At 71.6% G+C, this 26,223-nt stretch carries 23 protein-coding genes; 8 read left to right on the top strand and 15 right to left on the bottom strand.

Annotation, left to right across the window (positions count from 1 at the left end; translation table 11 throughout):
- Positions 1 to 31: 31 nt before the first annotated feature.
- The 4 genes from scpB to EWV39_RS05105 form a co-directional block, all read right to left on the bottom strand.
- On the bottom strand, positions 32 to 829 hold the full coding sequence (gene scpB, locus EWV39_RS05120; RefSeq protein WP_129657462.1) for an SMC-Scp complex subunit ScpB: 798 nt from the start codon (positions 827 to 829) through the stop codon (positions 32 to 34).
- Positions 826 to 1,773, bottom strand: a complete 948-nt coding sequence (locus EWV39_RS14300) for a segregation and condensation protein A (RefSeq protein WP_202864914.1) — start codon at positions 1,771 to 1,773, stop codon at positions 826 to 828. Before EWV39_RS14300 ends, scpB begins: the two co-directional genes overlap by 4 nt.
- 266 nt (positions 1,774 to 2,039) lie before the next feature.
- Positions 2,040 to 2,915, bottom strand: a complete 876-nt coding sequence (locus EWV39_RS05110; protein ID WP_129657458.1) for a ParA family protein — start codon at positions 2,913 to 2,915, stop codon at positions 2,040 to 2,042.
- Between the two features lie 196 nt (positions 2,916 to 3,111).
- Complete coding sequence (locus EWV39_RS05105; RefSeq protein WP_129657456.1) at positions 3,112 to 4,548, bottom strand: cation:dicarboxylate symporter family transporter; 1,437 nt, start codon at positions 4,546 to 4,548, stop codon at positions 3,112 to 3,114.
- A gap of 676 nt (positions 4,549 to 5,224) precedes the next feature.
- Between EWV39_RS05105 and EWV39_RS13950 the strand changes: the two genes are divergently transcribed.
- On the top strand, positions 5,225 to 6,826 hold the full coding sequence (locus EWV39_RS13950; RefSeq protein WP_202864895.1) for an SNIPE associated domain-containing protein: 1,602 nt from the start codon (positions 5,225 to 5,227) through the stop codon (positions 6,824 to 6,826).
- A gap of 108 nt (positions 6,827 to 6,934) precedes the next feature.
- On the opposite strand, the gene EWV39_RS05095 is transcribed toward EWV39_RS13950, so the two are convergent.
- Positions 6,935 to 7,417 (bottom strand): putative immunity protein, encoded by a 483-nt coding sequence (locus EWV39_RS05095; RefSeq protein ID WP_337589936.1) that lies wholly within the window; start codon positions 7,415 to 7,417, stop codon positions 6,935 to 6,937.
- A gap of 109 nt (positions 7,418 to 7,526) precedes the next feature.
- On the bottom strand, positions 7,527 to 8,123 hold the full coding sequence (locus tag EWV39_RS05090; RefSeq protein WP_165313161.1) for a pyridoxamine 5'-phosphate oxidase family protein: 597 nt from the start codon (positions 8,121 to 8,123) through the stop codon (positions 7,527 to 7,529).
- A gap of 55 nt (positions 8,124 to 8,178) precedes the next feature.
- Between EWV39_RS05090 and EWV39_RS05085 the strand changes: the two genes are divergently transcribed.
- The 6 genes from EWV39_RS05085 to EWV39_RS05060 all read left to right on the top strand — a co-directional run bounded on the left by EWV39_RS05085 (position 8,179) and on the right by EWV39_RS05060 (position 14,768).
- Positions 8,179 to 9,489, top strand: coding sequence for a sensor histidine kinase (locus EWV39_RS05085; RefSeq protein WP_129657452.1), 1,311 nt, complete (start codon positions 8,179 to 8,181; stop codon positions 9,487 to 9,489).
- Positions 9,486 to 10,205, top strand: coding sequence for a response regulator (locus tag EWV39_RS05080; RefSeq protein WP_129657450.1), 720 nt, complete (start codon positions 9,486 to 9,488; stop codon positions 10,203 to 10,205). The genes EWV39_RS05085 and EWV39_RS05080 overlap by 4 nt, the downstream gene beginning before the upstream one ends.
- A gap of 278 nt (positions 10,206 to 10,483) precedes the next feature.
- On the top strand, positions 10,484 to 11,140 hold the full coding sequence (locus EWV39_RS05075; RefSeq protein WP_129657448.1) for a GntR family transcriptional regulator: 657 nt from the start codon (positions 10,484 to 10,486) through the stop codon (positions 11,138 to 11,140).
- Entirely contained in the window at positions 11,137 to 12,657 is a 1,521-nt protein-coding gene (locus EWV39_RS05070) for an MmgE/PrpD family protein (protein ID WP_129657446.1), read from the top strand. Before EWV39_RS05075 ends, EWV39_RS05070 begins: the two co-directional genes overlap by 4 nt.
- Positions 12,658 to 13,569, top strand: a complete 912-nt coding sequence (gene prpB / locus EWV39_RS05065) for a methylisocitrate lyase (RefSeq protein ID WP_129657444.1) — start codon at positions 12,658 to 12,660, stop codon at positions 13,567 to 13,569.
- Between the two features lie 38 nt (positions 13,570 to 13,607).
- A complete protein-coding gene (locus EWV39_RS05060) occupies positions 13,608 to 14,768 on the top strand; it encodes a bifunctional 2-methylcitrate synthase/citrate synthase (protein WP_129657442.1) in 1,161 nt (386 codons plus the stop codon).
- A gap of 133 nt (positions 14,769 to 14,901) precedes the next feature.
- Here EWV39_RS05060 and EWV39_RS05055 read toward each other — a convergent pair whose 3' ends face one another.
- The 9 genes from EWV39_RS05055 to EWV39_RS05015 all read right to left on the bottom strand — a co-directional run bounded on the left by EWV39_RS05055 (position 14,902) and on the right by EWV39_RS05015 (position 24,662).
- The gene (locus EWV39_RS05055; RefSeq protein WP_129657440.1) at positions 14,902 to 15,882 is read right to left on the bottom strand and encodes a site-specific tyrosine recombinase XerD; all 981 of its coding nucleotides are present in this window, start codon (positions 15,880 to 15,882) and stop codon (positions 14,902 to 14,904) included.
- Positions 15,879 to 16,562: an NUDIX domain-containing protein gene (locus EWV39_RS05050; protein ID WP_129657437.1), complete on the bottom strand. Its 684-nt coding sequence runs from the start codon at positions 16,560 to 16,562 to the stop codon at positions 15,879 to 15,881. The genes EWV39_RS05055 and EWV39_RS05050 overlap by 4 nt, the downstream gene beginning before the upstream one ends.
- 123 nt (positions 16,563 to 16,685) lie before the next feature.
- On the bottom strand, positions 16,686 to 18,386 hold the full coding sequence (locus EWV39_RS05045; RefSeq protein WP_129657435.1) for a CTP synthase: 1,701 nt from the start codon (positions 18,384 to 18,386) through the stop codon (positions 16,686 to 16,688).
- A 78-nt stretch (positions 18,387 to 18,464) separates the two neighbouring features.
- Positions 18,465 to 20,195: a DNA repair protein RecN gene (recN, locus tag EWV39_RS05040; RefSeq protein WP_129657433.1), complete on the bottom strand. Its 1,731-nt coding sequence runs from the start codon at positions 20,193 to 20,195 to the stop codon at positions 18,465 to 18,467.
- Positions 20,192 to 21,325, bottom strand: a complete 1,134-nt coding sequence (locus tag EWV39_RS05035; protein ID WP_129657431.1) for an NAD kinase — start codon at positions 21,323 to 21,325, stop codon at positions 20,192 to 20,194. Before EWV39_RS05035 ends, recN begins: the two co-directional genes overlap by 4 nt.
- Before the next feature lie 88 nt (positions 21,326 to 21,413).
- Complete coding sequence (locus tag EWV39_RS05030; protein ID WP_129657429.1) at positions 21,414 to 22,145, bottom strand: TlyA family RNA methyltransferase; 732 nt, start codon at positions 22,143 to 22,145, stop codon at positions 21,414 to 21,416.
- Positions 22,142 to 22,672 (bottom strand): hypothetical protein, encoded by a 531-nt coding sequence (locus tag EWV39_RS05025; RefSeq protein WP_129657427.1) that lies wholly within the window; start codon positions 22,670 to 22,672, stop codon positions 22,142 to 22,144. Before EWV39_RS05025 ends, EWV39_RS05030 begins: the two co-directional genes overlap by 4 nt.
- Positions 22,669 to 23,664 carry an HAD-IIA family hydrolase gene (locus tag EWV39_RS05020; RefSeq protein WP_129657425.1) on the bottom strand — a complete coding sequence of 332 codons (996 nt, stop codon included), beginning with the start codon at positions 23,662 to 23,664 and terminating at the stop codon, positions 22,669 to 22,671. Before EWV39_RS05020 ends, EWV39_RS05025 begins: the two co-directional genes overlap by 4 nt.
- Positions 23,661 to 24,662 carry a hypothetical protein gene (locus EWV39_RS05015; protein WP_129657423.1) on the bottom strand — a complete coding sequence of 334 codons (1,002 nt, stop codon included), beginning with the start codon at positions 24,660 to 24,662 and terminating at the stop codon, positions 23,661 to 23,663. The genes EWV39_RS05020 and EWV39_RS05015 overlap by 4 nt, the downstream gene beginning before the upstream one ends.
- On the opposite strand from EWV39_RS05015, the gene EWV39_RS05010 reads away from it, so the two are divergent.
- Positions 24,615 to 25,781: a hypothetical protein gene (locus tag EWV39_RS05010; protein WP_129657420.1), complete on the top strand. Its 1,167-nt coding sequence runs from the start codon at positions 24,615 to 24,617 to the stop codon at positions 25,779 to 25,781. The genes EWV39_RS05015 and EWV39_RS05010 overlap by 48 nt on opposite strands.
- Positions 25,782 to 26,223: the final 442 nt, after the last annotated feature.

Here is a 26,223-nt window from a genome sequence, read left to right as displayed (position 1 = left end):
GTGGTGTGGGCGGGCGCGGCCCGGGTGGGGCCTACGTCCGCTGTTCGTACTCCCCGACGTCCTCGACGCCGGGCAGGTAGGGGGAGATCTTCGGCAGGTCCTCGAGGCCCTCCAGCCCGATCTTCTCCAGGAAGAGCGGCGTGGTCTCGAACAGGACGGCACCGGACTCCCCCGGCTCCTCGGCCTCCGTCACCAGCCCCCTCGTGCGGAGGGTCCTGATGACCCCGTCCACGTTCACCCCGCGGATCGAGGCGACCCGGGAGCGGGAGACGGGCTGCCGGTAGGCGATCACCGCGAGCGTCTCGAGCGCCGCCTGGGACAGACGCGATGTCTGCCCCTCCAGCACGAAGCGCGAGACCCACGCGGAGAACTCCGGCCTGGAGTAGAGCCTCCAGCCGCCGGCGACCCTGCGCAGCTCCATACCCCGCGGCTCGCGCGGAGGCACGACGCCGGAGGCCGACTTCCCAGTATAGCCCGCCGCGTCGCTCGGGTCACCGGTGATCCCGGTCGCTTCGCCGCCGAGGTCGCCGTAGCCGTCGTAGTCCCGGGCCAGCTCGTCGAGCGCGCGCTCCACGGTGGCCACGGAGACCAGCAGCGCCTCGGCGAACTGGTGCTCGGCGATGGGCGCGTCCGCGACCATGAGGATGGCCTCGATCGCCGCCTTCGGACCACCGGGGACGAGCTCGACACGGGCGGGGTCCTCGGCGGCGGGCGTCGAGGCGGCGGGGCCGTGGGACGCGGAGTCCGAAGTGGCGGGCCCGCCGATGGCGGAGGCGGCGGCCTCGGAGGCCGCCTCCGGGACGACATCGTCGGGGCTCTGGCCGGTCATGCGGGGCTCTCCTCCTGGTGATCGGTCGGGTCTGCCTGTCCGGAGCCGAGCGGGGTGGCGGCGTCCGGAGCGGTGCCGGATGCAGAGGCGCCGGACGGGGCGGCCGCATCCGGAACGGTATCGGGCGCAGCGGCTCCGGAGGGGACGGCGTCGGGCGCCGTCTCCGGGGTGCCGCGGTAGTCGTCGTGTGCCAGGCGCTCCGGGGTCCACTCCGGGTCCGTGCCCACCCACGTCACGGTCAGCTCGGCCAGCGGCGCCTCCTGAGCGAAGGCGACCACGCGGTCCCGGTACATCTCCAGCAGCGCGAGGAAGCGCACCACGATCACCAGGGGGCTCTCGGCGTCGGCGGCCAGGGCGGTGAAGGGCAGCGGGGCGCCGGGCATCAGCCGGGCCGCCAGGGTCTCGGCCTCATCGCGGATCGTCACCCGGAAGGAGTGGAGGTGGTCCGTGGAGACCTCGTCCGGGGCGTGGTCCTTGGGCGTCAGGGCCTTCTCGGCGATCTGGGCGAGGCGCTCCGGCGTCGTCGTGAAGACCAGCTCGGGCAGCAGCGCGGCGAACTCCGGCGGCAGCGTCGGCGAGCGCGGGACGCGGCTGCGCTCGGCCTCCATCCGCTCGGAGAGGACGCCGGAGACGTCCTTGAACGCCTTGTACTGGAGGAGGCGGGCGAAGAGGAGGTCGCGGGCCTCGAGCATCGCGATGTCCTCGTCGTCCTCGACCTCGCCGGCGGGCAGCAGCCGCGCGGCCTTCAGGTCCAGCAGGGTCGCGGCGACGACGATGAACTCGGTGGCCTCGTCCAGGGCGCGCTCGAGGCCGGTCTCGCGCAGCGCCCTGACGTAGGCGATGAACTCGTCCGTCACGGCCGCCAGCGCGACCTGCGTGATGTCCATCTGCCGCTGCGAGATGAGCGAGAGGAGGACGTCGAAGGGGCCGGCGAAGTTCTCCAAGGAGACCGAGAACCCGCCGCCGGAGTCCCCCTCCGGCCGCGGGTCTTCTGCGGCGTCAGGGGGCGCGGGTCCCGAGGCTTCGGTCTCCCCGGCTGCGGGCCCCGAGCCGGTAGCGCCGGAGACCGCGGATCCCGAGGCTGCGACTCCCGACGCTGCGGCCTCCTGAGCTGCCGCGTCGGAAGCGGCGACGGCATCCGGCGCCTCGGCGTCCGGGGCGGCGTCGCCCGGCGCCTCGGTCCCCGACGCCGTCGCGAGCACGTCCCTGATCAGCGGGCGCCCCCGCGCTCGATCAGCTCCTTCGCCAGCTCCCGGTAGGCGATCGAGCCGGTGTGGGTGGGCGCGTAGGAGAGGATCGGCTCGGCGGAGACGGTCGCGTCCGGGAACTTCACCGTGCGCTTGATGACCGTATCGAAGACCTTGTCCCCGAAGGCGTCCATGATGCGGGCGATGACCTCCTTGGAGTGCAGCGTCCGGGAGTCGAACATGGTGGCCAGGACGCCGTCGATCTGCAGGTCGGGGTTGAGCCGGTCCTGGACCTTCTCGATCGAGTCGACCAGCAGCGCGACGGCGCGCAGGGCGAAGAACTCGCAGATCAGCGGGATGATGACGCCGTCGGCCGCGGTCAGGGCGTTGACGGTCAGCAGGCCGAGGGAGGGCTGGCAGTCGATGAGGACGACGTCGTACTCCTCCTTGACCTTGCGCAGCGCCTGGGAAAGCACCTGCTCGCGGGCCACCTCGTTGACCAGCTGCACCTCGGCGGCGGAGAGGTCGATGTTGGCGGGCAGGAGGTCCATGTTCTCGAACTCGGTGGAGCGGATCGCGTCGTGCACGTCGACCTTGCGGTCCATCATGACGTTGTACACGGTGGTGTCCAGCTCGTGCGGGTTGACCCCGAAGCCGGCGGAGAGCGCGCCCTGGGGGTCGAAGTCGACCATCAGCACCTTGCGGCCGAGCTCGCCGAGCGCGGCGCCGAGGTTGATGGTCGAGGTGGTCTTGCCGACGCCGCCCTTCTGGTTGACCATGGCGATCACGCGGGCCGGGCCGTGGGAGTCCAGAGGGGCGGGCTCCGGGAACCGGCGCAGCGGCCGGCCGGTGGGTCCGACGTCCTGGCCCTGGGCGGATTCAGTCTTCTGTGTGCTCACGCGCAACTTTCCCTCGTCGTCCAATTCGAGTCGATTACTCCGCTTAACCCTACAACCAGCCCCTCGATCCTCGCCGCGCTCGGTGCGCGCTGTGGATCGAGGGGCTGGCTGGAAGGTCGGAACCGCAGGTCAGGTAGCAATGACGCCGATCCCGCGGGCCGAGACTTCCGTCAGGGGACGTCTGCGGGTCCCACGGTCACCGCCGCCCGGAGGAGGCCTCCCCATCCTGCGGAGCGCCCGCCGGGGCGAGGGGCTCGCTCCGCCGGGTCTCCGGCAGGGCCGCGGCCTGCTCGGCGCGCGCCTCGCTCTCCGGGGCGTGGACGCCGGTCTCGCCTCCCATCGTCGCCTCGTCGAACTTCAGCTTCCCGTCCAGGACCTGCCGGACCCGGTCCAGGTCGACCTCCCGGTTCCACTTGCCGACCAGCACCGTGGCCACGGCGTTGCCCGTGAAGTTGGTGAGCGCACGGGCCTCGGACATGAACCGGTCGATGCCCACGATCAGCCCGACGCCGTCCAGCAGCTCCGGCCGGTGCGACTGCAGGCCGGCGGCCAGCGTCGCGATCCCCGCCCCGGAGACCCCGGCGGCGCCCTTGGAAGCGATGATCATGAAGACCAGCAGCGAGACCTGCTCTCCCAGCCCCAGCGGGGTGCCCATCGCCTCGGCGACGAAGACCGACGCCATGGTCAGATAGATCGCGGTGCCGTCGAGGTTGAAGGAGTACCCGGTGGGCACCACGATGCCGACCACCGGCTTGGACACGCCCAGGTGCTCCATCTTGGCGATGAGACGGGGCAGGGCGGCCTCGGAGGACGACGTCGAGAAGATCAGCAGATACTCCCGGGCGAGGTACTTCATCAGCTTGAGGATGTTCACGCCGGTGACGATCTTCAGCAGCCCGCCGAGGACCAGCACGATGAACAGCACGCAGGTGATGTAGAAGCCGATCATCAGCACCGCCATGGAGGCGATCGCCTGCACCCCCGTGGAACCGACGACGGCGGCGATCGCGCCGAACGCGCCGAGCGGGGCGAGCCACATGATCATCTTGAGCAGCCGGAAGACGAGGGCCTGGAGGTAGCCGATGAAGGTGAGGATCGGCTTGCCGAGCTCGCCCATCTTCTGCAGGGCGAAGCCGACCAACAGGGCCACGAACAGCGTCTGCAGGATGTTCCCCTCGGTCAACGAGGAGAGCAGCGAGGTCGGGATGATGCCCAGCAGGAAGCCCGCGGTGCCGCCCTCTCCCTCACCCTCGCCGGTTCCCTCCGGGGTGTAGCCGGTGGCGTGGTAGTCGAGGTTGTGCCCCGGATGCAGGATGTTGCCGACCACCAGCCCGATGCCGAGCGCGAAGGTGGACATGACGACGAAGTAGATCAGCGCCATGCCGCCCACGCGGCCCACGGTGGCGGCCTTGGCGACCGAGCCGACGCCCAGGACGATCGTGCAGAAGATGACCGGGGAGATCATCATCGTGATGAGCGAGACGAACCCGGTGCCGAGGGGTTTGAGGGTCTGGGCCGCCTCCGGTGCGAGCAGGCCGAACGTGGCGCCGAGGACGACGGCGAGGATCACGAAGACGTACAACAGGTGCGTCCCGTCCTTGTACCACGGCTTCTTCGCGGTGGTCTGAGCCATGAGAGAGCTCCTCCGGTGAGTGTGATGTGCGATGGTCCCGCCCGGGCCACGACGTCGGGCGCTCGGCGGGGATGGTGTCGATCACAGCAGTATGGTGTCCTGCATCACTCGGCGGGGAGTTGTGGTCATTGAGTTCACGGGGCGGCGTGATCCGCACCTCGGCACAAGCGCACTCCAGCAGATGGCACTACCTTGCTCAAATGCCCCGAAAGAACCCCCATCAAGCCCCGATGATTGGCCGAGAGACATATCCCCCTTGGGATGACGGCGGGCAGAGGCAGACCATGCTGTCGGGATCGCTTCGCTGATACCCGTACCCGTGACCCCTCATCCGTATCCCGGAGGGCGTAGTGATGGGGGAACCTCTTCAGATCCTCCTGAGGGCCACTGCGGTTTGCGCTTGGCTCCCGGGCATACGCCTACCAGGTGCCGCGACTACGACATCCAGAAGTGAATGCGGAGTAATTTCCCTCGCTGGGGCACCTCAGCCCCTAGCATCAGGGGAGGAAGCACACGCCGCCTTCGGATACGTCCCCGATCCGAACGACATATCGTGCAGCCATTGCCTCCGCTGGAAGGGCCCGGACTCGTCGTCTTAGCGAAAGGCAACGATCCCGTTAATGCCCCCGAGCACCCCTACCCTGAGGGAATTTCCGCAGAAATGGAAGGTTGAACGTTGAGCGATTTCGCAAACATCTATGGCGGCCCCACCCCTGTGGAGAGGATAGAACCGACCAAGATCATGAGCCATTTCTCAGGTGGTGCCAAGAAGGTCTCGATGTGGCGGATGGCGGAAGAGATCTCGCGTCTCAACATGGAATTGGAACAGGTCAAGGCGAACCATCACCATCTGGAGTCCTTTCTCCACCATCACGGCGGCCCAGAGGTATGGACACAGGATGTGCTGCTCCACGAGCTGGGACTGAAGGTCTCAGCTGAGCAGGAAAATCTGGAGAACATCCATCAACAAGCAATCGCCGAGGCCCAAGCCGCCCGAGACGAGACCACCAGGCAGATGACGGCCCTCCGCCGTGAGGCCGACGAGTATGCGCACTCGACGAGACGGGACGCCGACGCATATGCCAGGGAGAGTCACCGCAAGGTTGACACGCAGACCTCTCAACGAAGGCAGGAAGCTGACGCATACGCGGCCGACGTCATCTCGAAGGCCGATGCCTACCTAGCCGAGACCATCAGCGACGCCGACGAGTATGCATTGGCCTCTCGCAATGAAGTAAAAGAGCTGCGTGCCAGTATGCCCCAGCTCCGCGTCGAATCGGCTCTTTCCGCGGCCGCGCTTGAGGACTTCGCGCACCCGGCCCGCACGTACATCGACCTCCAGAATGAGCTTCGGACCAATCGGTCCAAGATCAAGCAGACCATCGTCGACGACGAAGCGGTGGAATATGAGGAGTCCCTGCCTGAAAAACCGTCACAGCAGCAGAGATTCGCAAAGAACATCGCGAAGCTGGCCGTCAGGTGCTTTAACGCCGAGACGGAAAACATCATCAAATCCGCCACGGCAAGCAATATGGACGCTTCCCTCAACAAGATCAACCGGTCAGCAGACGCTATAGAGCGACTCACGAGTCCCATGGTGTGCCGGGTCGACTACGGATACCAGCACCTGAAGTCTGAGGAACTCGAACTAGCGGTGAAGGCCGAGGCTGCCCGTAAGATCGAGAGAGAGGCTGAGAGGGAGCGGCGAGCTGAACTGAAGGAGCAGGCCCGGATCGATGCCGAGCTTCAGGCGCAGCGCGATCGCCTGGAGAAGGAAAAGTCTCATTATGAGACCGTCCTCTCGAGGATCGAAACTGTCGGCGATGCTGATCGCGCCTCGGAGATCCAGCAGCAGATCATCGAGATCGAGGCGGGCATCGCAGACGTCGACTACCGCCAGGCGAACCAGAAGGCTGGATATGTCTACGTGATCTCGAATGTCGGCGCATTCGGAGAGCAGATGGTGAAGATCGGGATGACCCGGCGGCTCGATCCCATGGACCGAGTCAAAGAACTTGGGGACGCATCTGTCCCCTTCGGCTTCGATGTGCACGCTCTCTTCTTCTCCGAGAACGCAGTCGAGGTCGAATCGAACCTGCACCGTCACTTCGAGTCGAAGCGCGTCAATAGGATCAACACCCGCCGCGAGTTCTTTCACGCCACTCCCGCGCAGGTTCGCGATGCCCTCGCAACGATTCAGGGCGACCTCCTCGAATTCATCGAGGTCCCGGAGGCCGAGCAGTATCGGGCCAGCGTTGCCATGTCACACGGTGAATAGACCGAATCACGCAGTGTATGGAACGAAGAGGGCGGCCGCCCCCTCTCAGACCACCATCTTCCGGGGCAGGAGAGGTTACGAATTAAGGGCCCATCAAATCACCGCGGCTCACGAACCAAGCTCCGCTTGGATCTCCCGGATGACCTCGCCGAGGACGCCGGTTGCCAGCAGCCCCCGCCCCAGCGGCCCCGCCGCATCCTCGCCCAGCGGCGGCAGGAGCCGCAGCGCGGCACGCACCTCCGGCGACATCCTCCCGAGCTGCCAGGAGATCTCCTCGTGCCTCGCCCCGGGACGGTCTGGCGGGGCGAGGCCCGCAGCCTTCGCGGCGTAGGCAGCCGCCCCCAGCGCGTGGGCTCCCATATGCGCGACGCCGGAGGCCTGGGCCGCCGCCCTGGCCGCGGCCGCTCCCGCCGGGGTGTGCGCGGACCCGGCCGCGCGCCCGGCTACGAACCGCCTCTTGATCTCCTCCGCGGCACCGAGCTCGCCCCTGCCGAACGCCCGGGCACGGGCGATCGCATCGCGTGGCCGTCCGTCCGAGGGGCCCTCCGCCTCGAAGAGCGGCAGGACCCGCTCGGCGAGTCGGCAGCCCACCCGGCGACGAGACGCCGCTCGGCTTCGCTGAGTGCCTGGGGAGAGACCATGCCGCCATCCTCCCACGCCCGGACCTCGCCCACGGCCCTCAGATGCCGGGAGAGAAGTCCTAGGGCACGATCCGCTGCCCCTCCCACTCGTCCGCGCCCCGTCTGAACTCCCACCGCTCCTGTGGCGAGGCCGAGAGGTCGAGCCAGTCGAGGCGCTCGCACTCGATCCTGACCCAGGCGAAGCGCTCGAAGGCGGCGGCGTCGTCCGTTGCCGCCTCCGCGTGCGTCTCCGCCGGCCGGGGCTCGACGTCGTCGCCCGCCTCCGCCGGCAAGATCGTGCCGGGTGCCCACGGCGAGCGGTAGAGGTCCCTGCTGTGAGAGCCGAGCGAGACCCAGACGCGCTCACGCTCCGCGGAGTCGTCCAGCCGGGCCCTCCCCTCGATCCTCTGCTGCACCGAACGCTCCTCGTCGTACACGGTCAGCGCGACCCGCGGGTTCCCGGCGATCTCGGAGACCTTCGCCGAGCGCCGGTCGGTCGCCAAGGCGAGCTCGCCCCACTCCCGGTCGACGCGCCGGAGGATGACCGCACGCACACGGGGCGCGCCCTCCGCGTCGACCGTCCCCAGATAGCCCAGGGTGAACGGCGTGTGCCGTGCGGTCGCCGCGTGGAGCGAGCGCCAGATCTCCTCGAGGACTGCCTCCGATGCCTTCGTCATGCTCGCATTCTCCCACCGGCGCCCCACCGTGCCGGCCGCCGTATAGGGTTCTCGCATGCGCTCCCTGCTCCCCCGCTTCCACTGGAACATCGCCCGTTCCTTCCTCATCTCGCAGATGCTGGTCGTGCTCGTCGTCTGCGCCGTGGTGGCCGCCGCGTTTTACTGGCAGGCCCAGAACGCGGCGAGGGACCGGGCCGGGGAGGTCACCCGCACGCTGACCGCCTCGCTCGCCCGGGACCCGTACGTCGTCGAGCGCCTGATGGCGGATGACCCCAGCGACGGGCTGCAGGACTACGTGCACGGCATCACCGAGAACTCCACGGTCAGTTTCATCACGATCATGTCCCCCGACGGCGTGCGGTACACGCACGAGAACCCCTCCTCCATCGGCCTGCCGTACCAGGGCGAGATCGTCGGGGCGCAGGCCGGGGAGGCCGAGACCCTGGAGGAGCGCGGGACGCTGGGGCTCTCGATGCGTACCATCGCGCCGGTCTACAGCGCGGAAGGCGAGGTTCTAGGCCTGGTCTCCACGGGGGTGACGCTGGACGAGATCTCCACGGTGGTCCGCGCGCAGGTGCCGCTCGTGGCGCTGGTGGCGGGCACGCTGCTGGTCGCCAGCACCGCCTCGACCGTCCTGATCTTCCGCTACCTGAACCGTGCGACGCTCGGCTTCAGCCGCGAGGACATCCTGCAGGCCGAGGCCACCCGCTCCCTGACCGCCGCGCTGCGCTCCCAGAACCACGAGCACCGCAACCGGATGCACACCGTCCTGACCCTCCTGGAGCTGGGCCGCGTGGAGGAGGCCCGGGGCTTCGCCGAGGGGGACATCGCCACCGGACGCGAGTGGGAGGCGGAGCTCGCGGCGGGCGACCAGCTCCCCGCCCTGGCGGCCCTGCTGACCGGGAAGAAGGCGGAGGCGCGGGAGCGGGGCATCGCCGTCGACGTCGAGCTGCGCGGCTCCTGGGACGAAGTTCCGCTCAGCGACGTCGAGCTGGTCTCGGTGGTCGGGAACCTGGTGGACAACGCGATGGACGCCGTGGCGGAGAACCCGGAGGGCGCGCCCCGTCAGATCGAGGTGGACCTGAGCGAGACCGACGCCGGGTGGGAGATCGTCGTCGCCGACTCCGGCCCCGGCCTCCCGCCCGGTACGGAGTCCCTGATCTTCGAGTGGGGATACTCCTCCAAGACCGGCACCAGCGCCGGGCGCGGGGTGGGCCTGCACCTGCTCCGTGAGATGATCGAGCGGCACCGGGGCACGGTCACGGCCGCCAACGACGCCGGCGCGGTCTTCACCGTCAGCCTCCCCCGCCGCGCCACCGCCCCCGCCGCACCGCCTCCGCCCGAGACCCCAGGAGCACGCCGATGACGCCGCAGCCCCTCCCGCCTCCTGCCGGGACCGTGCGCGTGCTGGTCGTCGATGACGAGCAGATCACCGCCTCCTCCCACGCCGAGTACATCCGCTCCCTCGAGGGCTTCGAGGTGGCGGCGGTCGCCTACAACGCCCAGGCCGCGGTGGCCGCGCTGCGCGCCGAGGCCGCCGCGCAGCGCCCCCTCGACCTCGTGCTCCTCGACCTCACCCTGCCGGACCGCTCCGGATTCGAGGTCGCGCGCTTCATCCGCGGCGCGGACCTGCCCGTGGACATCATCGTGGTGACCGCCCGGCGGGACGCGGCCAGCCTGCGCTCGGCCTCCCTCCAGGGGGCCTTCGGCTACCTGGTCAAGCCCTTCAGCCTCACCCATCTCCACGCCAAGCTCGCCGCCTACGGATCCTTCCGCGAGCGGCTGAGCGGCGGTGCGAGCTTCGCCCAGGAGGACATCGACAGGCTGTGGGGCCGCGACGGCGAGGCCTCCTCCGCCGACCTGCCCCGCGGGCTCTCCCCGGAGACCCTCGAGGCCGTCTCGCGAGCGCTGCGGGAGGCCGAGCGGGCGCTCTCGGCGGGAGAGGTCGCCCGGATGCTCGACCTCTCCCGGGTGACCGCCCGCCGTTACCTCGAGCACCTGCACCGCGGCTCGCTCGTGGGCAGGCGGGGACGGCACGGCACGCCGGGGCGCCCGGAGATCGAGTACCCCTGGATCGGCTGACCCCGCCGCCCGCACCCCCTCCTTCCGTCCTTCCCCAGTTCCTCCCGTCCGTCCTGTTCCGCGTTCCGCCCCTTCCCTCGCTCCGCCCGCCCGCTCCGTTCCATGCCCCACGCCCTCTCTGTATACACTTCACCCGTTCACCCCGCTCGCACTCACCTCCGGAACGCGGATCTTTGAGCCTTGGCCCAAACCTGTGTATACATAGAGGAAGAAGCACGTGGTCCCCGTCACCGCACGGGAGACCCGGGAAGGGATGAGGACGAGGAGGTGGGACCAGCATGAGAGCAGGCGAGCGCGCCCACCGCCTCCTGCACGAGGACATCGTCGAATGGCGCTTGGCCCCGGGCACCGTGCTCAGCGAGGTCGAGCAGGCCGCCCGCCTCGGCGTCTCCCGGACGCCGGTCCGCGAGGCCTTCTCCCGCCTGCTCTCCGAGGGGCTCGTGGAGCCCCAGCCGGGCCGCGGCCTCGCCGTCTCCCCCGTCTCCGCGGAGTCCGTGCGGGCCATGTTCGAGCTGCGCATGGCCCTGGACGCCCAGGCCGCGGGACTGGCCGCCCAGCGCGGCGACGCCGGCCTCTTCGCCGAGCTCGCCCGCCGCCTCGAGGCCATGGCCGAGGACCCGGGCCAGGACGACGACGATCGCCACGCCTACTACGCCCTCGCGGACCGCCTGGACGCCGCCCTCGACGCCGCGGTGGCCAGCTCCTACCTCGTCCAGGCCCAGCGCAGCCTGCGCGTCCACCTGAGCCGCGTGCGCAGGCTGTCCAAGGGCGACGAGCGGCGCCTGCGCGGCGCGGCCGCCGAGCACGCCCAGATCGCCCGCGCCGTCGCGGCCGGCGACCCGGAGCTCGCCCGGGCCTGCACCCGAGTCCATCTGAGCAACTCGATGGCTGCCATCCTGGCCGCCATCTCCACCACCAGGGAGGAACACCCGTGACCGTCACCCACCCCGTCCGCGTCTACCGCAGCGACGAGAACCTGCCCCGCGAGGACCAGCTGGCCTTCAGGATCGCCCAGGTCGCCGCCGACCCCGTGGAGGTCCAGGCCGAGGTCCGCGAGATGATCGTCAACCGCATCCTCGACAACGCCTCGGTGGCCGTCGCCTCGCTGAACCGCGCGCCGATCGTCTCCGCCCGCGACCAGGCCCTGTGCCACGCCCCCGGCCCGAACGGTGCCGGCTCCGCCCTGTACGGGCTCGACGCCGCCGCGACCCGAGTCTCCCCCGAGTGGGCCGCGTGGGCCAACGGCGTCGCCGTCCGCGAGCTGGACTATCACGACACCTTCCTCGCCGCCGAGTACTCCCACCCCGGGGACAACATCCCGCCGATCCTCGCGGTGGCCCAGCACGCCGGCCGCTCGGGCGCGGAGCTGCTGCGCGGCATCGCGACCGGGTACGAGGTCCAGGTGGACCTGGTCAAGGCCATCAGCCTGCACGAGCACAAGATCGACCACGTCGCCCACCTCGGCCCCTCGGCCGCGGCCGGCATCGGCACCCTGCTGGGGCTGGACGCCGAGACGATCTTCCAGGCCATCGGGCAGGCCCTGCACACCACCACCGCCACCCGGCAGTCCCGCAAGGGCGAGATCTCCACGTGGAAGGCCTACGCCCCCGCCTTCGCCGGGAAGATGGCCGTGGAGTCCGTGGACCGAGCGATGCGGGGGCAGACCTCGCCGGTGCCGATCTACGAGGGCGAGGACGGCGTCGTCGCCTGGATGCTGGACGGGCCCGACGCCGTGTACCAGGTCCCGCTGCCCGCCCCCGGCGAGCCCAAGCGCGCGATCCTGGACACCTATACCAAGGAGCACTCCGCGGAGTACCAGGCGCAGGCCTGGATCGACCTCGCCCGCCGGTTGCACGCCGAGCACCCCGAGCTCGGCAACCCGGAGCGGGTCGAGTCCATCGTGCTGCACACCTCCCACCACACCCACTACGTGATCGGCTCCGGCGCCAACGACCCGCAGAAGTACGAGCCCACGGCCTCCCGGGAGACCCTGGACCACTCGATCCCCTACATCTTCACCGTCGCCCTGCAGGACGGGGCGTGGGACCACCGCGCCTCCTACGCCCCGGAGCGCGCCGGCCGCCCGGACACCGTGGCCCTGTGGCGCAGGGTCACCACCCGGGAGGACCCGGAGTGGACCCGCCGCTACCACGCGAGCGACCCGTCCGAGAAGGCCTTCGGCGGCCGCGCGGAGATCACGCTGACCGACGGGAGCACCATCGTCGAGGAGATCGCCGTGGCGGACGCCCACCCGCTCGGCGCGCGTCCCTTCGCCCGCGAGCAGTACGTGGCCAAGCTGCGCGGCCTCGCCGAGGGCTCGGTCGCCGACTCCGAGCTGGACCGCTTCATCGACGCCGCCGAGAACCTCGAGTCGCTGACCGCCGGGGAGCTGGGCGCGCTCAACCTCACCGCCGGGATCGACCTGGCCGCCGGACCGAAGGGAATCTTCTAGATGCTGTACCCGAGCACCACGCCCGAGCAGAAGCGCCGCGAGCTGCGCCGGCTCCTCTCCGAGGGCCCGATCAGGCAGTTCCCCGGCGCCTACACCCCGCTCTCCGCGCGGCTGATCCAGGAGAAGGGCTTCGACGGCGTCTACATCTCCGGCGCCGTGCTGGCCAACGAGCTCGGCTTCCCGGACATCGGGCTCACGACGCTGACCGAGGTGGCCCAGCGCGCCGGCCAGATCGCCCGGATGACGGACCTGCCGGCGATCGTCGACGCGGACACCGGCTTCGGCGAGCCGATGAACGTCGCGCGCACCGTCCAGGAGCTCGAGGCCGCCGGGCTGGCCGGCTGCCACATCGAGGACCAGTTCAACCCCAAGCGGTGCGGGCACCTCGAGAACAAGAACATCGTGGACGAGGAGACCGCCGTCCAGCGGGTCAAGGCCGCCGCGGAGGCCCGCCGGGACGAGAACTTCCTTGTCATGGCGCGGACCGACCTGCGCGGCGTCGAGGGCCTCGACGCCGCGATCGAGCGGATGCGGGCCCTGGTCGACGCCGGCGCCGACGCGATCTTCCCCGAGGCCATGAAGGACCTGGACGAGTTCCGGGCCGTGCGCGCCGCCGTCGACGTGCCGATCCTGGCCAACATGACCGAGTTCGGCAAGTCCCGGCTGTACACCGTCGAGGAGCTCGGCGAGGCCGGGGCCGACATGGTCATCTACCCCGTGACCCTGCTGCGCAGCGCGCTCGGGGCCATGGAGGGCGTCCTGGACACCATCCGGCGCGACGGCACGCAGGAGGCCGCGGTGGACGCGATGCTGACCCGCTCCCGCCTCTACGAGCTGGTGGACTACGAGGGGTACAACCGCTTCGACGAGGGGATCTTCAACTTCGAGGTCCCCCAGCGCTACGCGGATTGAGCGAGAATGGTTCCCACACCGTCTTCGAGGAGGATGACATGAGCACTGAGAGCGAGATCCGCAAGGGCCTGGCCGGCGTCGTCGCGGACACCACGGCGATCTCCAAGGTGAACCCCGACTCCAATTCGCTGCTGTACCGGGGCTACCCGGTCCAGGAGCTGGCCGAGCGCTGCTCCTTCGAGGAGGTGGCCCTGCTGATCTGGACGGGCGAGCTGCCCGGGGAGCGGGAGCTGGCCGAGTTCCTCGAGGCCGAGCGGTCCCACCGGGCGCTCTCCCCCGAGCTGAAGGCCGTGATCGACGCCCTGCCCCTGGACTGCCACCCCATGGACGTGTGCCGCACGGCGGTCTCCGTGCTGGGCGCCCAGGACCCGGCCTCGGAGGACTCCTCCCCGGAGGCCAACCTGGTCAAGTCGCAGCGCCTGTTCGCGGTCATGCCCGCGGTGGTCGCCTACGACCAGCGCCGCCGCCGCGGTCAGGAGCTCGTGGAGCCGCGGGAGGACCTCGGATACTGCGAGAACTTCCTGCACATGACCTTCGGAGAGGTCCCCGCCCCCGAGGTCGTCTCCGCGTTCTCGGTCTCGATGGTGCTCTACGCCGAGCACTCCTTCAACTGCTCGACCTTCACCGCCCGCACCATCGCCTCCTCCCTGTCCGACCTGCACTCGGCGGTCACCGGGGCCGTCGGGGCACTGAAGGGGGCGCTGCACGGCGGGGCCAACGAGGCGGTCATGGAGACCTTCGAGGAGATCGGCATCCGCGAGGACGAGTCCGAGGAGGACGCCGAGCGGCGCGCCAAGGAGTGGATGGACGCGGCCCTGGCCGAGAAGCGCAAGGTCATGGGCTTCGGCCACCGCGTGTACAAGCACGGCGACTCCCGGGTGCCGACCATGCAGGATTCCCTGCACGAGCTGATCGAGCACTACGGCCGGCCCGAGATGCTGGGGCTGTACAACGGCCTGGCGAAGTCGATGGACGAGGCCAAGGGCATCAAGCCCAACCTCGACTACCCGACCGGCCCGCTCTACCACCTCATGGGCTTCGACACCCGGACCTTCACGCCGCTGTTCGTCGCCTCCCGCATCACCGGGTGGACGGCGCACGTGATGGAGCAGCTGGCGGACAACTCGCTGATCCGCCCGCTCTCCGCCTACTCCGGTCCGGAGGAGCGGCACCTGCCGGAGCGGTCCGCCGAGGCGTAGGCACGACGACGACGTGGGCCGCCCCGTCCGCGGGCGGCGCGGCCCGGCCCCGGTGAGAGCCGCGCCGGACCCCGCGCGCCGACGCACCCGGCTGGGTGCTGGGCGGGCGGCCGGCCCGGCACAGCCGCCCCGCTCACCCCAGCGCCCGCGGGTGGCTGGTCAGGAAGACCTCGCGGAGGGTGTCGGCCGTGACCCGGGTGTAGATCTGGGTGGTGGTCAGCGAGGCGTGCCCCAGCAGCTCCTGCACCACCCGGATGTCGGCCCCGCCCTCCAGCAGGTGGGTCGCGAAGGAGTGGCGCAGGGTGTGCGGGGAGACCTCCTCGCTCACGTGCGCCCGCTCGGCGGCCTTCCGGAGGATCAGCCACGCCCCCTGCCGGGTCAGCCGCCCTCCGCGGGCGTTGAGGAACAGCGCGGGGTTCCCGCGCCCCTTGGCGGCGAACTGCGGCCTCCCCCGGACCAGGTACGCCCCGATGGCCTCCCCCGCGTAGGAGCCGACCGGCACGATCCGCTCCTTGCCGCCTTTGCCCAGCAGCCGGACGAATCCCTCCTCGCCCCCGGCCTCGGCCGTGACGGAGCCGGCCGCGGAGGACAGGTCGTCCCGGTCCACCCCCACCGCCTCGGAGATGCGGGCCCCGCTCGAGTAGAGGAACTCCAGCAGGGCGGCGTCGCGCACTCCCGCGGGCGTCTCCCGGTCCGGGGCGTCGAGGATCCGCGCGACCGTGTCCACCGGCAGCGCCTTGGGCAGCCGCTCGCCGGGCCGCGGCGGCGCGACGGGCTCCGCGGCGTCGACCTCGGCCAGGCCCTCGCGGACCCAGAACCGGTGCATCCCCCGCACGGCGACCACCGCCCGGGCCACGCTGCGGGTCGAGAGCCCGAGGCCTCCCTCCCCCGCCGGGCGGGCCAGCCGCCGCACGAAGGCCTGGACGTCGGAAGTGGCGACGTCGGCCGGCCCGCTGGCCACGCCCTCGGCCCTCAGGTGCTCCAGGTAGCGCTCGAGGTCGCGGCGGTAGGAGGAGAGCGTGTTGGCGGAGAGCCCGCGCTCCACGGTCAGGTGCTGCAGGTAGCGCCGCATCGCCCGGTCCAGGGCGGGCGGTGCCTCGGCGCGCGCGGTCATCGCCCGGCCGCCTCCCGCAGGAGCGGGTGGGCGGGCCATTCAGCGCGCGCGTCGGCGAGGTCGGCGTGACCGCGCTCGACGCTGGCCCGGGCGGCCAGGATCGCGATCACCGCGGAGGGAGAGTGCAGCCGGGAGGACAGCACGGCGCTCACCGCCACCTCGAGGGGGAACCAGCGGACGACGATCTCGGCCTCCTCCCCGGAGCGCTCGATCCGCTCGGCGGAGGGGACCTCGGAGATGCCCCGGGCCAGGAAGACCCGGTTGGCCTCCGTGGAGACCCCGGGAGAGTTGTGGAACTCGGCCAGGGTGTGCCAGGTCTCGGCCCGTAGGTCCGTCTCCTCGAGCAGCTCCCGCTGGGCGGCCGCGAGCGGCGACTCGCCCTCGACGTCGAGCATCCCCGCCGGGATCTCCCACAGGTTCATGCCGGTGGGCTGGCGGTACTGGTTGATCAGCAGGATCTCGTCGCGCTCGTTGAGGGCGGCGATGGCGACGGCGCCCGGGTGGCGCATGAAGTCCCGGGCCAGCGGCTCCTCGCCGGGGCTTAAGCGGAATCGTTCCCGCACGACGTCGAACACGTAGCCCTCGAACTGCGTCTCCCGGGAGAGGAGCTCGCGGGGGTTGATCCTGTCGGCCGGCTCCGGCCGGTCCTGTGCGCCGGAGGTCTGGTTCGTCTCGCTCATCCCTCCAGGCTACCGCGCCGGGGCGGCGCCCCCGCTCCCCCGCAGAGCAGATCTCCGGATGCGAAGACGCCCGGTGCCCGGCCGTGGGAGGCCGGGCACCGGGCGTCGGGGCGTGACGCGGGATCAGCCCGCGGCGCGCTCCAGGGCCGCCGCGACCAGCCCGCGGAACAGCGGGTGGGAGCGGGTCGGCCGGGAGAGGTACTCCGGGTGCGCCTGCGTCGAGACGTAGAACGGGTGCTCCGAGGCGGGCAGCTCCACGAACTCGACCAGGCGGCCGTCCGGGGAGGTGCCGGAGATGACCAGCCCGGCGTCGTCGAGCTGCTCGCGGTAGGCGTTGTTGACCTCGTAGCGGTGGCGGTGCCGCTCGTCGACCTCGGTGGTCCCGTAGGCCCGGGCCACGACCGAGCCCTCGACGAGCTTAGCGGGGTACAGCCCCAGTCGCATGGTGCCGCCGAGGTCCCCGGCGCCCTCCACGAACTGCTTCTGCTCCTCCATGGTCGCGATGACCGGGGCGGGGGTCTCGGGGTCGAACTCGGTCGAGGAGGCGCCCTCGAGGCCGGCCACGTTGCGGGCGTACTCCATGACCATGCACTGCAGGCCCAGGCACAGGCCCAGGGTCGGGATGCCGTTCTCGCGGGCGTAGCGCAGCGCGCCGATCTTGCCGTCCAGGCCGCGGATGCCGAAGCCGCCGGGGACGCAGACGGCGTCGACGTCGCCGAGCTGGTGGGCCGCGCTCTCCGGGTCCTGGCACAGGTCCGAGGCGATCCACTTGAGGTGGACCTTGGCGTCGTTGGCGAAGCCGCCGGCCCGCAGCGCCTCGGAGACGGAGAGGTAGGCGTCCGGCAGGTCCACGTACTTGCCGACCAGGCCGACCGTGACCTGGTGCGCCGGCTCGTGCACAGTCTTCAGGAGCTTGTCCCACTCCGTGAAGTCGGCCTCGGCGTAGTCCAGGCCCAGGTAGTCCAGCACGTAGGTGTCCAGGCCCTGGACGTGCAGGGTCTTGGGGATGTCGTAGATGCTGGGCGCGTCGGCGCAGGAGATGACGGCCTCGGTGTCGACGTCGCACGCGCTGCCGACCTTGGCCTTCAGCGGCTCGGAGACCTCGCTCGAGGAGCGCAGGACCAGCCCGTCGGGGATGATGCCCAGCCCGCGCAGCGCGGCGACCGAGTGCTGGGTGGGCTTGGTCTTCATCTCGCCCGAGGGACCGATGAAGGGGATCAGCGAGACGTGGAGGAAGAACACGTTCCGGCGCCCGACGTCGCGGCGCACCTGCCGCGCGGCCTCCATGAAGGGCTGCGACTCGATGTCGCCGACCGTCCCGCCGATCTCGGTGATGATGACGTCCGGGGCGTCGGCGCCGCCGGTGGCGCGCCGCCGCATGCGGTTCTTGATCTCGTCCGTGATGTGCGGGATGACCTGCACGGTGTCGCCGAGGTACTCGCCGCGGCGCTCCTTGGCGATCACGGTGGAGTAGACCTGGCCGGTGGTCACGTTGGCGGAGGCGTCGAGGGGCTCGTCCAGGAAGCGCTCGTAGTGCCCGATGTCCAGGTCGGTCTCGGCGCCGTCGTCGGTGACGAAGACCTCGCCGTGCTGGAAGGGGTTCATGGTGCCGGGGTCCACGTTGAGGTACGGGTCCAGCTTCTGCATCGTCACGGAGAGGCCGCGGGAGCGGAGCAGACGGCCGAGGCTCGAGGCCGTGAGCCCCTTGCCGAGGGACGACGCGACGCCGCCCGTCACGAAGATCTGCCGCGTGATCTTCTCGTCGGAATGGTCAGTTGCCGAAGCTGTCTTCTTATCATTCACCACGGAATTTGAGCCTATCACGAGTCCTCCTCCGGGGGACCTCGCCGGGGCCCGGATGAGTCCGCCGCCACCTCGCCCGCGGCGGGGAGGACGGCGGGCCTACTCGACCGCCTGCCCCGCGCCCTGCAGCAGCTCCTTGGCGTGCTGGCGGGCGGCCTCGGAGTCCTCGTGCCCGGCGAGCATCCGGGCCAGCTCCACGACCCGCTCGGAGCCGTCCAGGACGTCGACGCGGCTGACCGTCGAGTCGTCGCTCTTGAGCACCAGCACGTGCCGGTCCGCGTAGGCGGCCACCTGCGGGAGGTGGGTCACCACCAGCACCTGGACGTGGCGGGCCAGCATCGACAGCCGCTTGCCGATCTCCACCGCGGCCTTGCCGCCGACGCCGGCGTCGACCTCGTCGAAGATGAACGTCGGCACCGGGTCCACCTCCGCCAGCACCACCTCGAGGGCGAGCATCACGCGGGAGAGCTCGCCGCCGGAGGCGCCCTTGCCCAGCGGGCGGGGCGCGGCGCCGCGGTGCGGGGCGAGCATCAGGGAGACCGCGTCCTTGCCGTCCGGGCCGAACTTCTCGGTCTCCTCCACGCCCACCACCAAGGAGGCGTTGGGCATCGCGAGCGCGCTCAGCTCCTGCGAGACGGCCTCGGCGAGGCGCTCCCCCGCCTCCCGGCGCAGGCCGGCCAGGGCCTCGGCCTGCTCCTGCATGGTCGAGCGGAGGTGCCGCAGCCGGTCCTCGAGGCCCTCGGCGCGGGCGGGGTCGTCCGTGAGCTGCTCGAGCCGCTCCCGGTTGACCCGGGCCCACTCCAGGACCTCCGGGATGTCGGCGCCGTACTTGCGGGTGAGCTTCTTCAGCGCGGCGCGGCGGGACTCGACCTGGGCGAGCCGGCCCGGGCCCTCGGCGTCGAGGTCGGAGAGGTAGCCGCTGAGCTCCTCGCCGACGTCGGTCGCGAGGATCATCAGCTCCCGCACGCGCCGGGAGAGCTCGGCGAGCGCGGGGTCGTCCTCGGCCTCGGCCTCCAGGGCGCGGCGGGCGGCGTCCAGCAGGACGGAGACGGTGCCGGCGTCGGGGTCGGCGTCGTGCCCCCCGGTCAGGGCCGCCTGGGCGGTCTGGGCGGCGCCGCGCAGCTGCTCCACGTTGGTCAGGCGGGCGGACTCGGCGTCGAGGGACTCCTCCTCGCCCTCCTCGGGCTGGACGGAGTCGATCTCCTTCAGGGCGGCGGTCAGGCTCTGGGCCTCGAAGGCGCGGGCCCGAGAGTTCTCCCGGACCTCGCGCAGCTCCTGCGCCGCGGCCCGGTACTGCTCGTAGTTCTCCCGGTACTCCCCCAGGACCCCGGCCAGGCGCTCCCCGGCGTAGGCGTCGAGGGTCTCGCGCTGGGCCTGGGCGGACTTCAGCCGCAGCTGGTCGGCCTGGCCGTGCACCGCCACGAGGGTCTCCCCGAGCCGGGCCAGCGTGCCGATGGGCGCGGCGGCCCCGCCCACGGTCGCCCGGGAGCGCCCGGAGGCGTTGACGGTCCGGGAGAGGATGACCTCGTGCGGGTGGGTCTCGGCGAGATCCTCGCCGGTGATCTCCAGGACCTCGCCGCCGGCCTCCTCGACCATCGGCACGGCCCGGTGGCCAGGGGGGAGCCGCACCACGGCCTGGGCCAGGGCGGAGCCCGCGCCGCTGCGCACGGCGGCGGCGTCCGATCGGGCGCCGAGCAGCATCCCCAGCGCCGTGACGACCATGGTCTTGCCTGCGCCGGTCTCACCGGTCAGCACGGTGAGCCCGGGCCCCAGGGGCAGGGTCGCGTTGGTGATGACCCCGAGGTCGCGGATGTTGATCTCCTCGATCATGCCTGGTCCTCCTCGTGCTGCGACGTCGTGCGGTTTCCGGTGGTGTGCGGGGGCTCCTCCGGGGCGGAGGAGACGGCCGGGGCGGCGCCCGGGCCCGGCTTCCGGGCGGGCGCCGGGGCGCGGCCGTCTGCGGGAGCCGGCGCGCCCGGGGTCCCCGGTGCGGAGGACGCCGCGGCCGCTGCCGTCCCCGGCTCGGCAGCGGGGGCGCCCGGCTCGTGCCCGAGCCCCGCCTGCTGAGGCCCCCGCCAGCCGCGGGTGGGCAGCTCGAACTTGTTCACCAGCCGCTCCGAGAACGGCGCGGGGTGGATGCGGGCGAGCCGGACCGGCTTCGCGGAGCGCCACGCCTCGATCCGCGATCCCGGCGGCAGCTCCAGCATGCGGCGCCCGTCGCACCACAGTACGCCCGAGTTCGAGTTGGTGGGGAGGATCTCGATCGCCATGGTCGACTTCGGGGAGGTCACCATGGGCCGGGAGAACAGCGCGTGCGCGCTCAGCGGCACCAGCAGCATGGCCTCCACCTCGGGCCACACCACCGGTCCCCCGCCGGAGAAGGCGTAGGCGGTCGAGCCGGTGGGGGTGGCCATGACGACGCCGTCGCAGCCGAAGGTGCTCAGCGGCAGCTCGTCGACCTCGATGACCACCTCGATCATCTTCTCCCGGTTGCCCTTCTCCACCGAGGCCTCGTTGAGCGCCCAGGTGTGGTGGATCTTCCGGTCGGCGTTCCAGACCGCGACGTCGATGGCCATCCGCTCCTCGACCGTGTAGGTGCGGTTGACGATGTGGTCCACCGTCTCGTCGAGGTCAGTCCGCTCGGACTCCGCGAGGAAGCCCACGTGGCCGAGATTGACCCCGATCAGCGGAATGTCGGTGTGGCGCATCATCTCGGCCGCCCGCAGGATGGACCCGTCCCCGCCCAGCACGACGCCGAGCTCGATCTGGTCCAGCGCGACGTTCTCGTGCATGACCCGCACCCCGCAGGTGTCGGTCGAGTCGCCGAAGATGGTCTCCAGGTCGCCGCGGCTCATGACCGGCGTCAGCCCGGCCTGGCGCAGCCGCTCGCAGGCCTGGGTCGCGGCGGCGGTGGCCTCGGGGCGGCCGGTGTGGGCGAAGAGCAGGATCTTGCGGGACATGGCGGGTGACCTTTCGGCGCGGGGCGGGCGGCTCGTTCGAAGGACCGCACTCCCCCAGCCTAGGCGAGGCGGCCGGGGATTGACGCGGTCAGGACCGGCGCAGGTGCAGGAAGTGCTCGCGGTTGCCGTCCTGCCCGGGCAGGGGCGAGGCCTCCTCGCCCAGGACCTCCAGGCCCGCCTCGCCCGCGGCCCGGCGGACGCCCTCGACGGCCCGGCGCCGCGCGGCCTCGTCCCGCACCACGCCGCCCTTGCCGAGCGCGGCCCGGCCGACCTCGAACTGCGGCTTGACCATGAGGATCAGCTCCCCGCCGGGCACGACGACGCCCGCCAGCGGCCCCACCACCAGGCGCAGGGAGATGAAGGAGAGATCGCCCACGACCAGCTCCACCGGCCCGCCGACCGCCTCGGGGGCGAGGTCCCGGACGTTCATCCCCTCGTAGGCGGTGACCCGGGGGTCGGCGCGGATGCGCGGGTCCAGCTGGCCGTGGCCGACGTCGGCGGCCGCCACGTGCGCCGCACCCGCCTCGAGGAGGACCTGGGTGAACCCTCCGGTCGAGGCGCCGGCGTCGAGGCAGCGCCTCCCCTCGACGACGACGCCGGGGAACGCCTCGAGCGCCCCGGCGAGCTTGTGCCCGGCCCGGCTGACGTACTCGCGCCCCTCGGCGGGACGGACCTCCACGCGCGCCCCGTCGGGGACCTCGCGGGAGGCCTTGCCGACCACGACGCCGTCCACGCTGACCCGCCCGGCGGCGATCAGCTTGGCCGCGAGCGTCCGGGAGGCGACGCCGTGGGACTCGGCCAGGCGCCGGTCCAGCCTCACGGCCGGCCGGCCTCGGGGGCGGGGGACGTCTCGGAGGGCGCAGGCGTCTCGGAGGGCGAGGGCATCCCGGTATCCACGGCCGGCGCGGCGTCGGCGGCCAGGCCGGCTCCCGACGTCGGCCCCTCCGCCGTCCGTCCCTCCGCCGCGGGCTCCCGGACGCCCCGCAGCAGCCCTTCCGGGACCTCCGAGGGTTCGCGGTCGAGCAGGCGGCGCAGCTCGGCGTGCAGGCGCTCGTAGGCCGGGCCGTGCTCCTCCAGCGGCAGCTCGTCGAGCGCGGTCAGGGCCTCCTCGAGCCGGTCCGGCTCGCCGGTGCCCTCGAACCGCGCGACGGGGTCCGGGGCCTCTGCCTCCGCGGCCTCTGCCTCCGCCGCGGAGTCCCGGCCCCCGCTTCCCGCAGCGGGTTCCTGAGGTTCGCCCACCGCCGCGGGCTGCTGGGCCTCGCTCATCGCCACGGGGCCCTGGTCCTCGCTCGCCGAGGCGGAGCCCCGCTCCTCGCTCACCGATGCGGAGCCCGGCTCCTCGCTCACCGCCACCGGATCTCAGCCTCGGTCGCGGTCTCCGCCTCCGGGTGGGCCGCCCACCAGGCGCTCATGCCCGCGCGCCAGCCCTCGATCGACTCGTGGCCGGCGTCGATGGTCACGGTCTGCCCCTCGGCGACGGCCCGCGCGCGACCCGCCAGCCGGGCCTCCGCCGTCCCCTCGCCCCGGGACTCGACCTCGGGGGCCGCGTAGTCCCGGAAGAGCTGGCGGAGGTTCTCCAGCACGTAGGTGGGGCGCTCGGCGGTCCGGGCGTTGAGCAGGTCCTGGGGCGTCTGCACCCCGGTGAGCACGGCGATGCTCGGCAGACCGGCCTCGTGGGCGCCCAGGATGTCGGTGTCCAGCCGGTCCCCCAGCACGACCGGCCGCTCGGCCCCGAGCCGCTCGGTGATCGTGCGGAAGATCGCGGCCCCGGGCTTCCCGGCGACGAGCGGGTCCCGGCGGGTGGCCGCGGCCACCGCGGAGACCAGCGTCCCGTTGCCCGGCGCGATCCCGCGCTCCTTGGGGATCGTCATGTCGGTGTTGGACGCGATCCACAGGACGTCGGGGTCGGCCAGGAGGTACGAGGCCTCGGCCAGGTCCTGCCAGCCGAGCTCGGGGCTGAACCCCTGGAGGACGGCCCGGGGCCGCTCCCCCTCGCGGACGACCCGCAGCCCCGCGTCCTCGGCGCACCGCGTCAGTGCCGGGGACCCGCAGATGTGCACGGGCGCCCCCGGCCCGAGGCGCTCCGCGGCGAGCCTCGCCGCGGACTGCGCGGAGCTGACGACGTGCTCGCCGTCGGTGGACAGGCCGAGCTCGTTGAGGTGCTCGGCCACGGCGTCCACCGAGCGGGAGGCGTTGTTGGTCACGTAGGCGACCGCCGTCCCCTCCCGCTGGGCGCGGTTGAGCGACTCGACGGCGCCGTGGATGGGATCGGGGCCGGCGTAGACCACTCCGTCCAGGTCGGAGAGGATCGCGTCGAAGGAGTTCAGCAGCGCGCTCATGCGGTGGTGTCTTCGTCCTCCTCCTCGACGTCGAGCGCCTCGAGGTACTCCTCGGTCTCGCGGTCGATCTCCTGCACGGGCTCGGTCTCCGGGTCCTCGCCGGTGACGTCCTCGGGGACGACGTCGCCCTCGAGCTCCTGCGGGTCGGCCTCGCCGTCCGCGTCCGGGCCGTGGTCCGTGACGTCCTCGCTCACGACGTCGCCCTCGATCTCGGACTCGTCCGTGGACTCGGGGGAACCGGGGTCCTCCTCCTCCAGCAGCTGCTTGTCGGCGACGTCGCCGAGCTCGGTCTTCACCTCCTCCGAGGCCAGTTCCTCGGGCTCGAAGCCGTCCACGCTCACCTGGTCCTCCTCGGGCTGGATGTCCTCGGGCTGGATGTCGTCGGTGCTCATGCTCTCCTCCTCAGGGTCGGGCAGCGGCGTCCCCTCCGGCTCCTCGTCGGGAAGGACGTCGACCTCGTAGATCTCGGGTTCCTCGAACTGGCCCTGTCCCAGGGCCGCCTCGGCGATGACCGCCAGACGCGCCCACGAGCGGGCCTGGCGGGTCTCACCCAGCTCCTCCAGGATATCGGAGTACGTCTCGAAGAGCCGAGGGCTGTAGGAGAACGCGCGCTTGCGGTCCAGCTCGGGGATCTCCAGGGCGCGCCGGGCGCTCTGCAGGTCTCCCTGATCGCGGTGGATGCCGGCGACGACGAGCGCCACCTCGACCTTCTGCGCGGGCTCCAGGTTGTTGGCGGTGGGCTCCGCAGCGGTCTCCAGGGCCTTCTCCACGCGCCCCAGGGCGCGCTCGGAGTCGACGATCAGGGCGAGGTGCTCGCTCGAGCCGGACATGCGGCGGTGGGTGCGCAGCTCGCGGAGCGCGACGTCGAAGTGCTCGGCGACGTACGCGGCGACCGCGGCGGCCTCGCGCACGGCGGCCACACGGCCTCCGCGGCGCACCGCGGCCAGCGCGTGCTCCAGGGCGAACTCGGGGTCCACCTCCAGGTACTGGCTGGCCATCACGAGGTGCTTGGCGACCTGCGCCGCGTTGTCCGGCTCCAGGACGCTCAGCTCGCGCGCGACGCTCTTGTCCAGCTCGCGCCCGGTGACCTCCTCGTCGACCTCCGGGGCCTTGGGACGGGAGGGACGGTATCCCTCGCGGTCCTGGTGGGGACGCTGCCCCTCCCTGGCTCCCGGCCGATCGGGACGGCCGCCCCGATGTCCCTGGCGCTGCTCGCGGGGGTCGTGGCGGAAGCCGCTGCGGCCGTCCCGGCGCTCCTCGCGCGAGCCGCCGCGCTCGTCCCGGCGCTGCCGGGGCCCGCGGTCGTCCTCACGACGCCGGTCCCCCCGGAACCCGCCGCGGTCGTCCCGGCGATTGTCCCGCCGGTCATCACGACGGTTGTCCTGACGATCATCCCGCCGGCCATCACGACGGCTGTCCCGGCGGTCATCCCGGCGATCGCTGCGGAAGCTGCGGTTCTCCCGATCGTCGAAGCCGCGGGAGCCGCCCCGCCGATCCTCTCGATCATCGCGTCCGCCACGGTAGCCGTCGCGCTCCGGACGATCCTCGCGCCGGGGGCGGCGGTCCCGATCTCCGCCGAACCCGCCGCGGTCGCCGCGATCCGAACGGCGGGGACCGTCGTCACGCCGATCGCCCCGGTATCCGCCGCGGTCGTTCCCGCCCCGGCGATCCTCTCCGTATCCGCGGCCGTCGCGCTCGTTCCTGCCGCGGTACCCGTCCCGGGAGCCGCGATCCTCGCGATAGCCCCGGTCGCCGCGCGCCGACCGGTCGTCCCTGCCGCCGCGATCCTCGCGCCGGGGGGCCCCAGCCCCATAGCCGCGATCGCCACGGCCATCACGGTCACCGCCGTATCCGCCGCGCTGATCGTCACGCCGCCGGGATCCTGCGGAGAAGCCGCCGTCGCGACGATCGTTCGAGTATCCTCCGCGGCGCTCACCGCCGCCGTCATTGCGACGGCCCGAGCCGGACCCCCCGCGGTCGCTCGGCCCCCCGTCACGACGTCGCTGTCCTTCTCGGTCTCCCGGCCCGCGGCCCCGGTCCCTCGGATCGCGCCGTTCACCGTCGCGACGCTCGTGCTCAGCCAAGCTGATACTCCTCGATGTAGATGTGTGGCGTAGAGCCGCTGCCCGAAGGGGCGCCGGCCCGGCCCGCCAAGATGGCTTCTGGAATATTCTACGAAACCCGCCGGGAACGACCCAACACAGCGGTGCCCGCTCCTAGGCGATGTTCAGCATGTTCCCCTCCCTGAGCCAGGGAGAAGGACCGAAGAGTCCCTCCCCCTTCCCAGCGCACATGCCCACCCCAGGATCCGCACGACGCCGTCCACCGACAGCGGAAGGACCCGGCCGCAGTGCCCTCCAGCTCTGAGAAGCCTGCCCCGTCCCGCTGTACGAGGGGGTCAGCAGGAGAAAGAGGCCCCCTTAAACACAAAAAGAGGGAGGGCCCGTCACCACACGGTGACGGACCCTCCCTCTAACAAAAATATTTTCGGCGGTGTCCTACTCTCCCACACACCTCACGGGTGCAGTACCATCGGCGCACAGAGCCTTAACGACCGGG

The sequence above is a fragment of the Rothia halotolerans genome (assembly GCF_004136635.1).
Taxonomy (GTDB): Bacteria; Actinomycetota; Actinomycetes; order Actinomycetales; family Micrococcaceae; genus Rothia; species Rothia halotolerans.
Note: the sequence above shows the minus strand (reverse complement) of the source record. Positions and strands in the feature narration are given on the sequence as shown.

Bases quoted from the DNA above. Each gene is read 5' to 3' on its own strand.
- scpB (WP_129657462.1), bottom strand. From the start codon at position 829: ATGACCGGCCAGAGCCCCGACGATGTCGTCCCGGAGGCGGCCTCCGAG.
- EWV39_RS05105 (WP_129657456.1), bottom strand. From the start codon at position 4,548: ATGGCTCAGACCACCGCGAAGAAGCCGTGGTACAAGGACGGGACGCAC.
- EWV39_RS05090 (WP_165313161.1), bottom strand. From the start codon at position 8,123: ATGACGAAGGCATCGGAGGCAGTCCTCGAGGAGATCTGGCGCTCGCTC.
- EWV39_RS05085 (WP_129657452.1), top strand. From the start codon at position 8,179: ATGCGCTCCCTGCTCCCCCGCTTCCACTGGAACATCGCCCGTTCCTTC.
- EWV39_RS05080 (WP_129657450.1), top strand. From the start codon at position 9,486: ATGACGCCGCAGCCCCTCCCGCCTCCTGCCGGGACCGTGCGCGTGCTG.
- EWV39_RS05075 (WP_129657448.1), top strand. From the start codon at position 10,484: ATGAGAGCAGGCGAGCGCGCCCACCGCCTCCTGCACGAGGACATCGTC.
- prpB (WP_129657444.1), top strand. From the start codon at position 12,658: ATGCTGTACCCGAGCACCACGCCCGAGCAGAAGCGCCGCGAGCTGCGC.
- EWV39_RS05060 (WP_129657442.1), top strand. From the start codon at position 13,608: ATGAGCACTGAGAGCGAGATCCGCAAGGGCCTGGCCGGCGTCGTCGCG.
- EWV39_RS05055 (WP_129657440.1), bottom strand. From the start codon at position 15,882: ATGACCGCGCGCGCCGAGGCACCGCCCGCCCTGGACCGGGCGATGCGG.
- EWV39_RS05050 (WP_129657437.1), bottom strand. From the start codon at position 16,562: ATGAGCGAGACGAACCAGACCTCCGGCGCACAGGACCGGCCGGAGCCG.
- recN (WP_129657433.1), bottom strand. From the start codon at position 20,195: ATGATCGAGGAGATCAACATCCGCGACCTCGGGGTCATCACCAACGCG.
- EWV39_RS05035 (WP_129657431.1), bottom strand. From the start codon at position 21,325: ATGTCCCGCAAGATCCTGCTCTTCGCCCACACCGGCCGCCCCGAGGCC.
- EWV39_RS05020 (WP_129657425.1), bottom strand. From the start codon at position 23,664: ATGAGCGCGCTGCTGAACTCCTTCGACGCGATCCTCTCCGACCTGGAC.
- EWV39_RS05015 (WP_129657423.1), bottom strand. From the start codon at position 24,662: ATGGCCAGCCAGTACCTGGAGGTGGACCCCGAGTTCGCCCTGGAGCAC.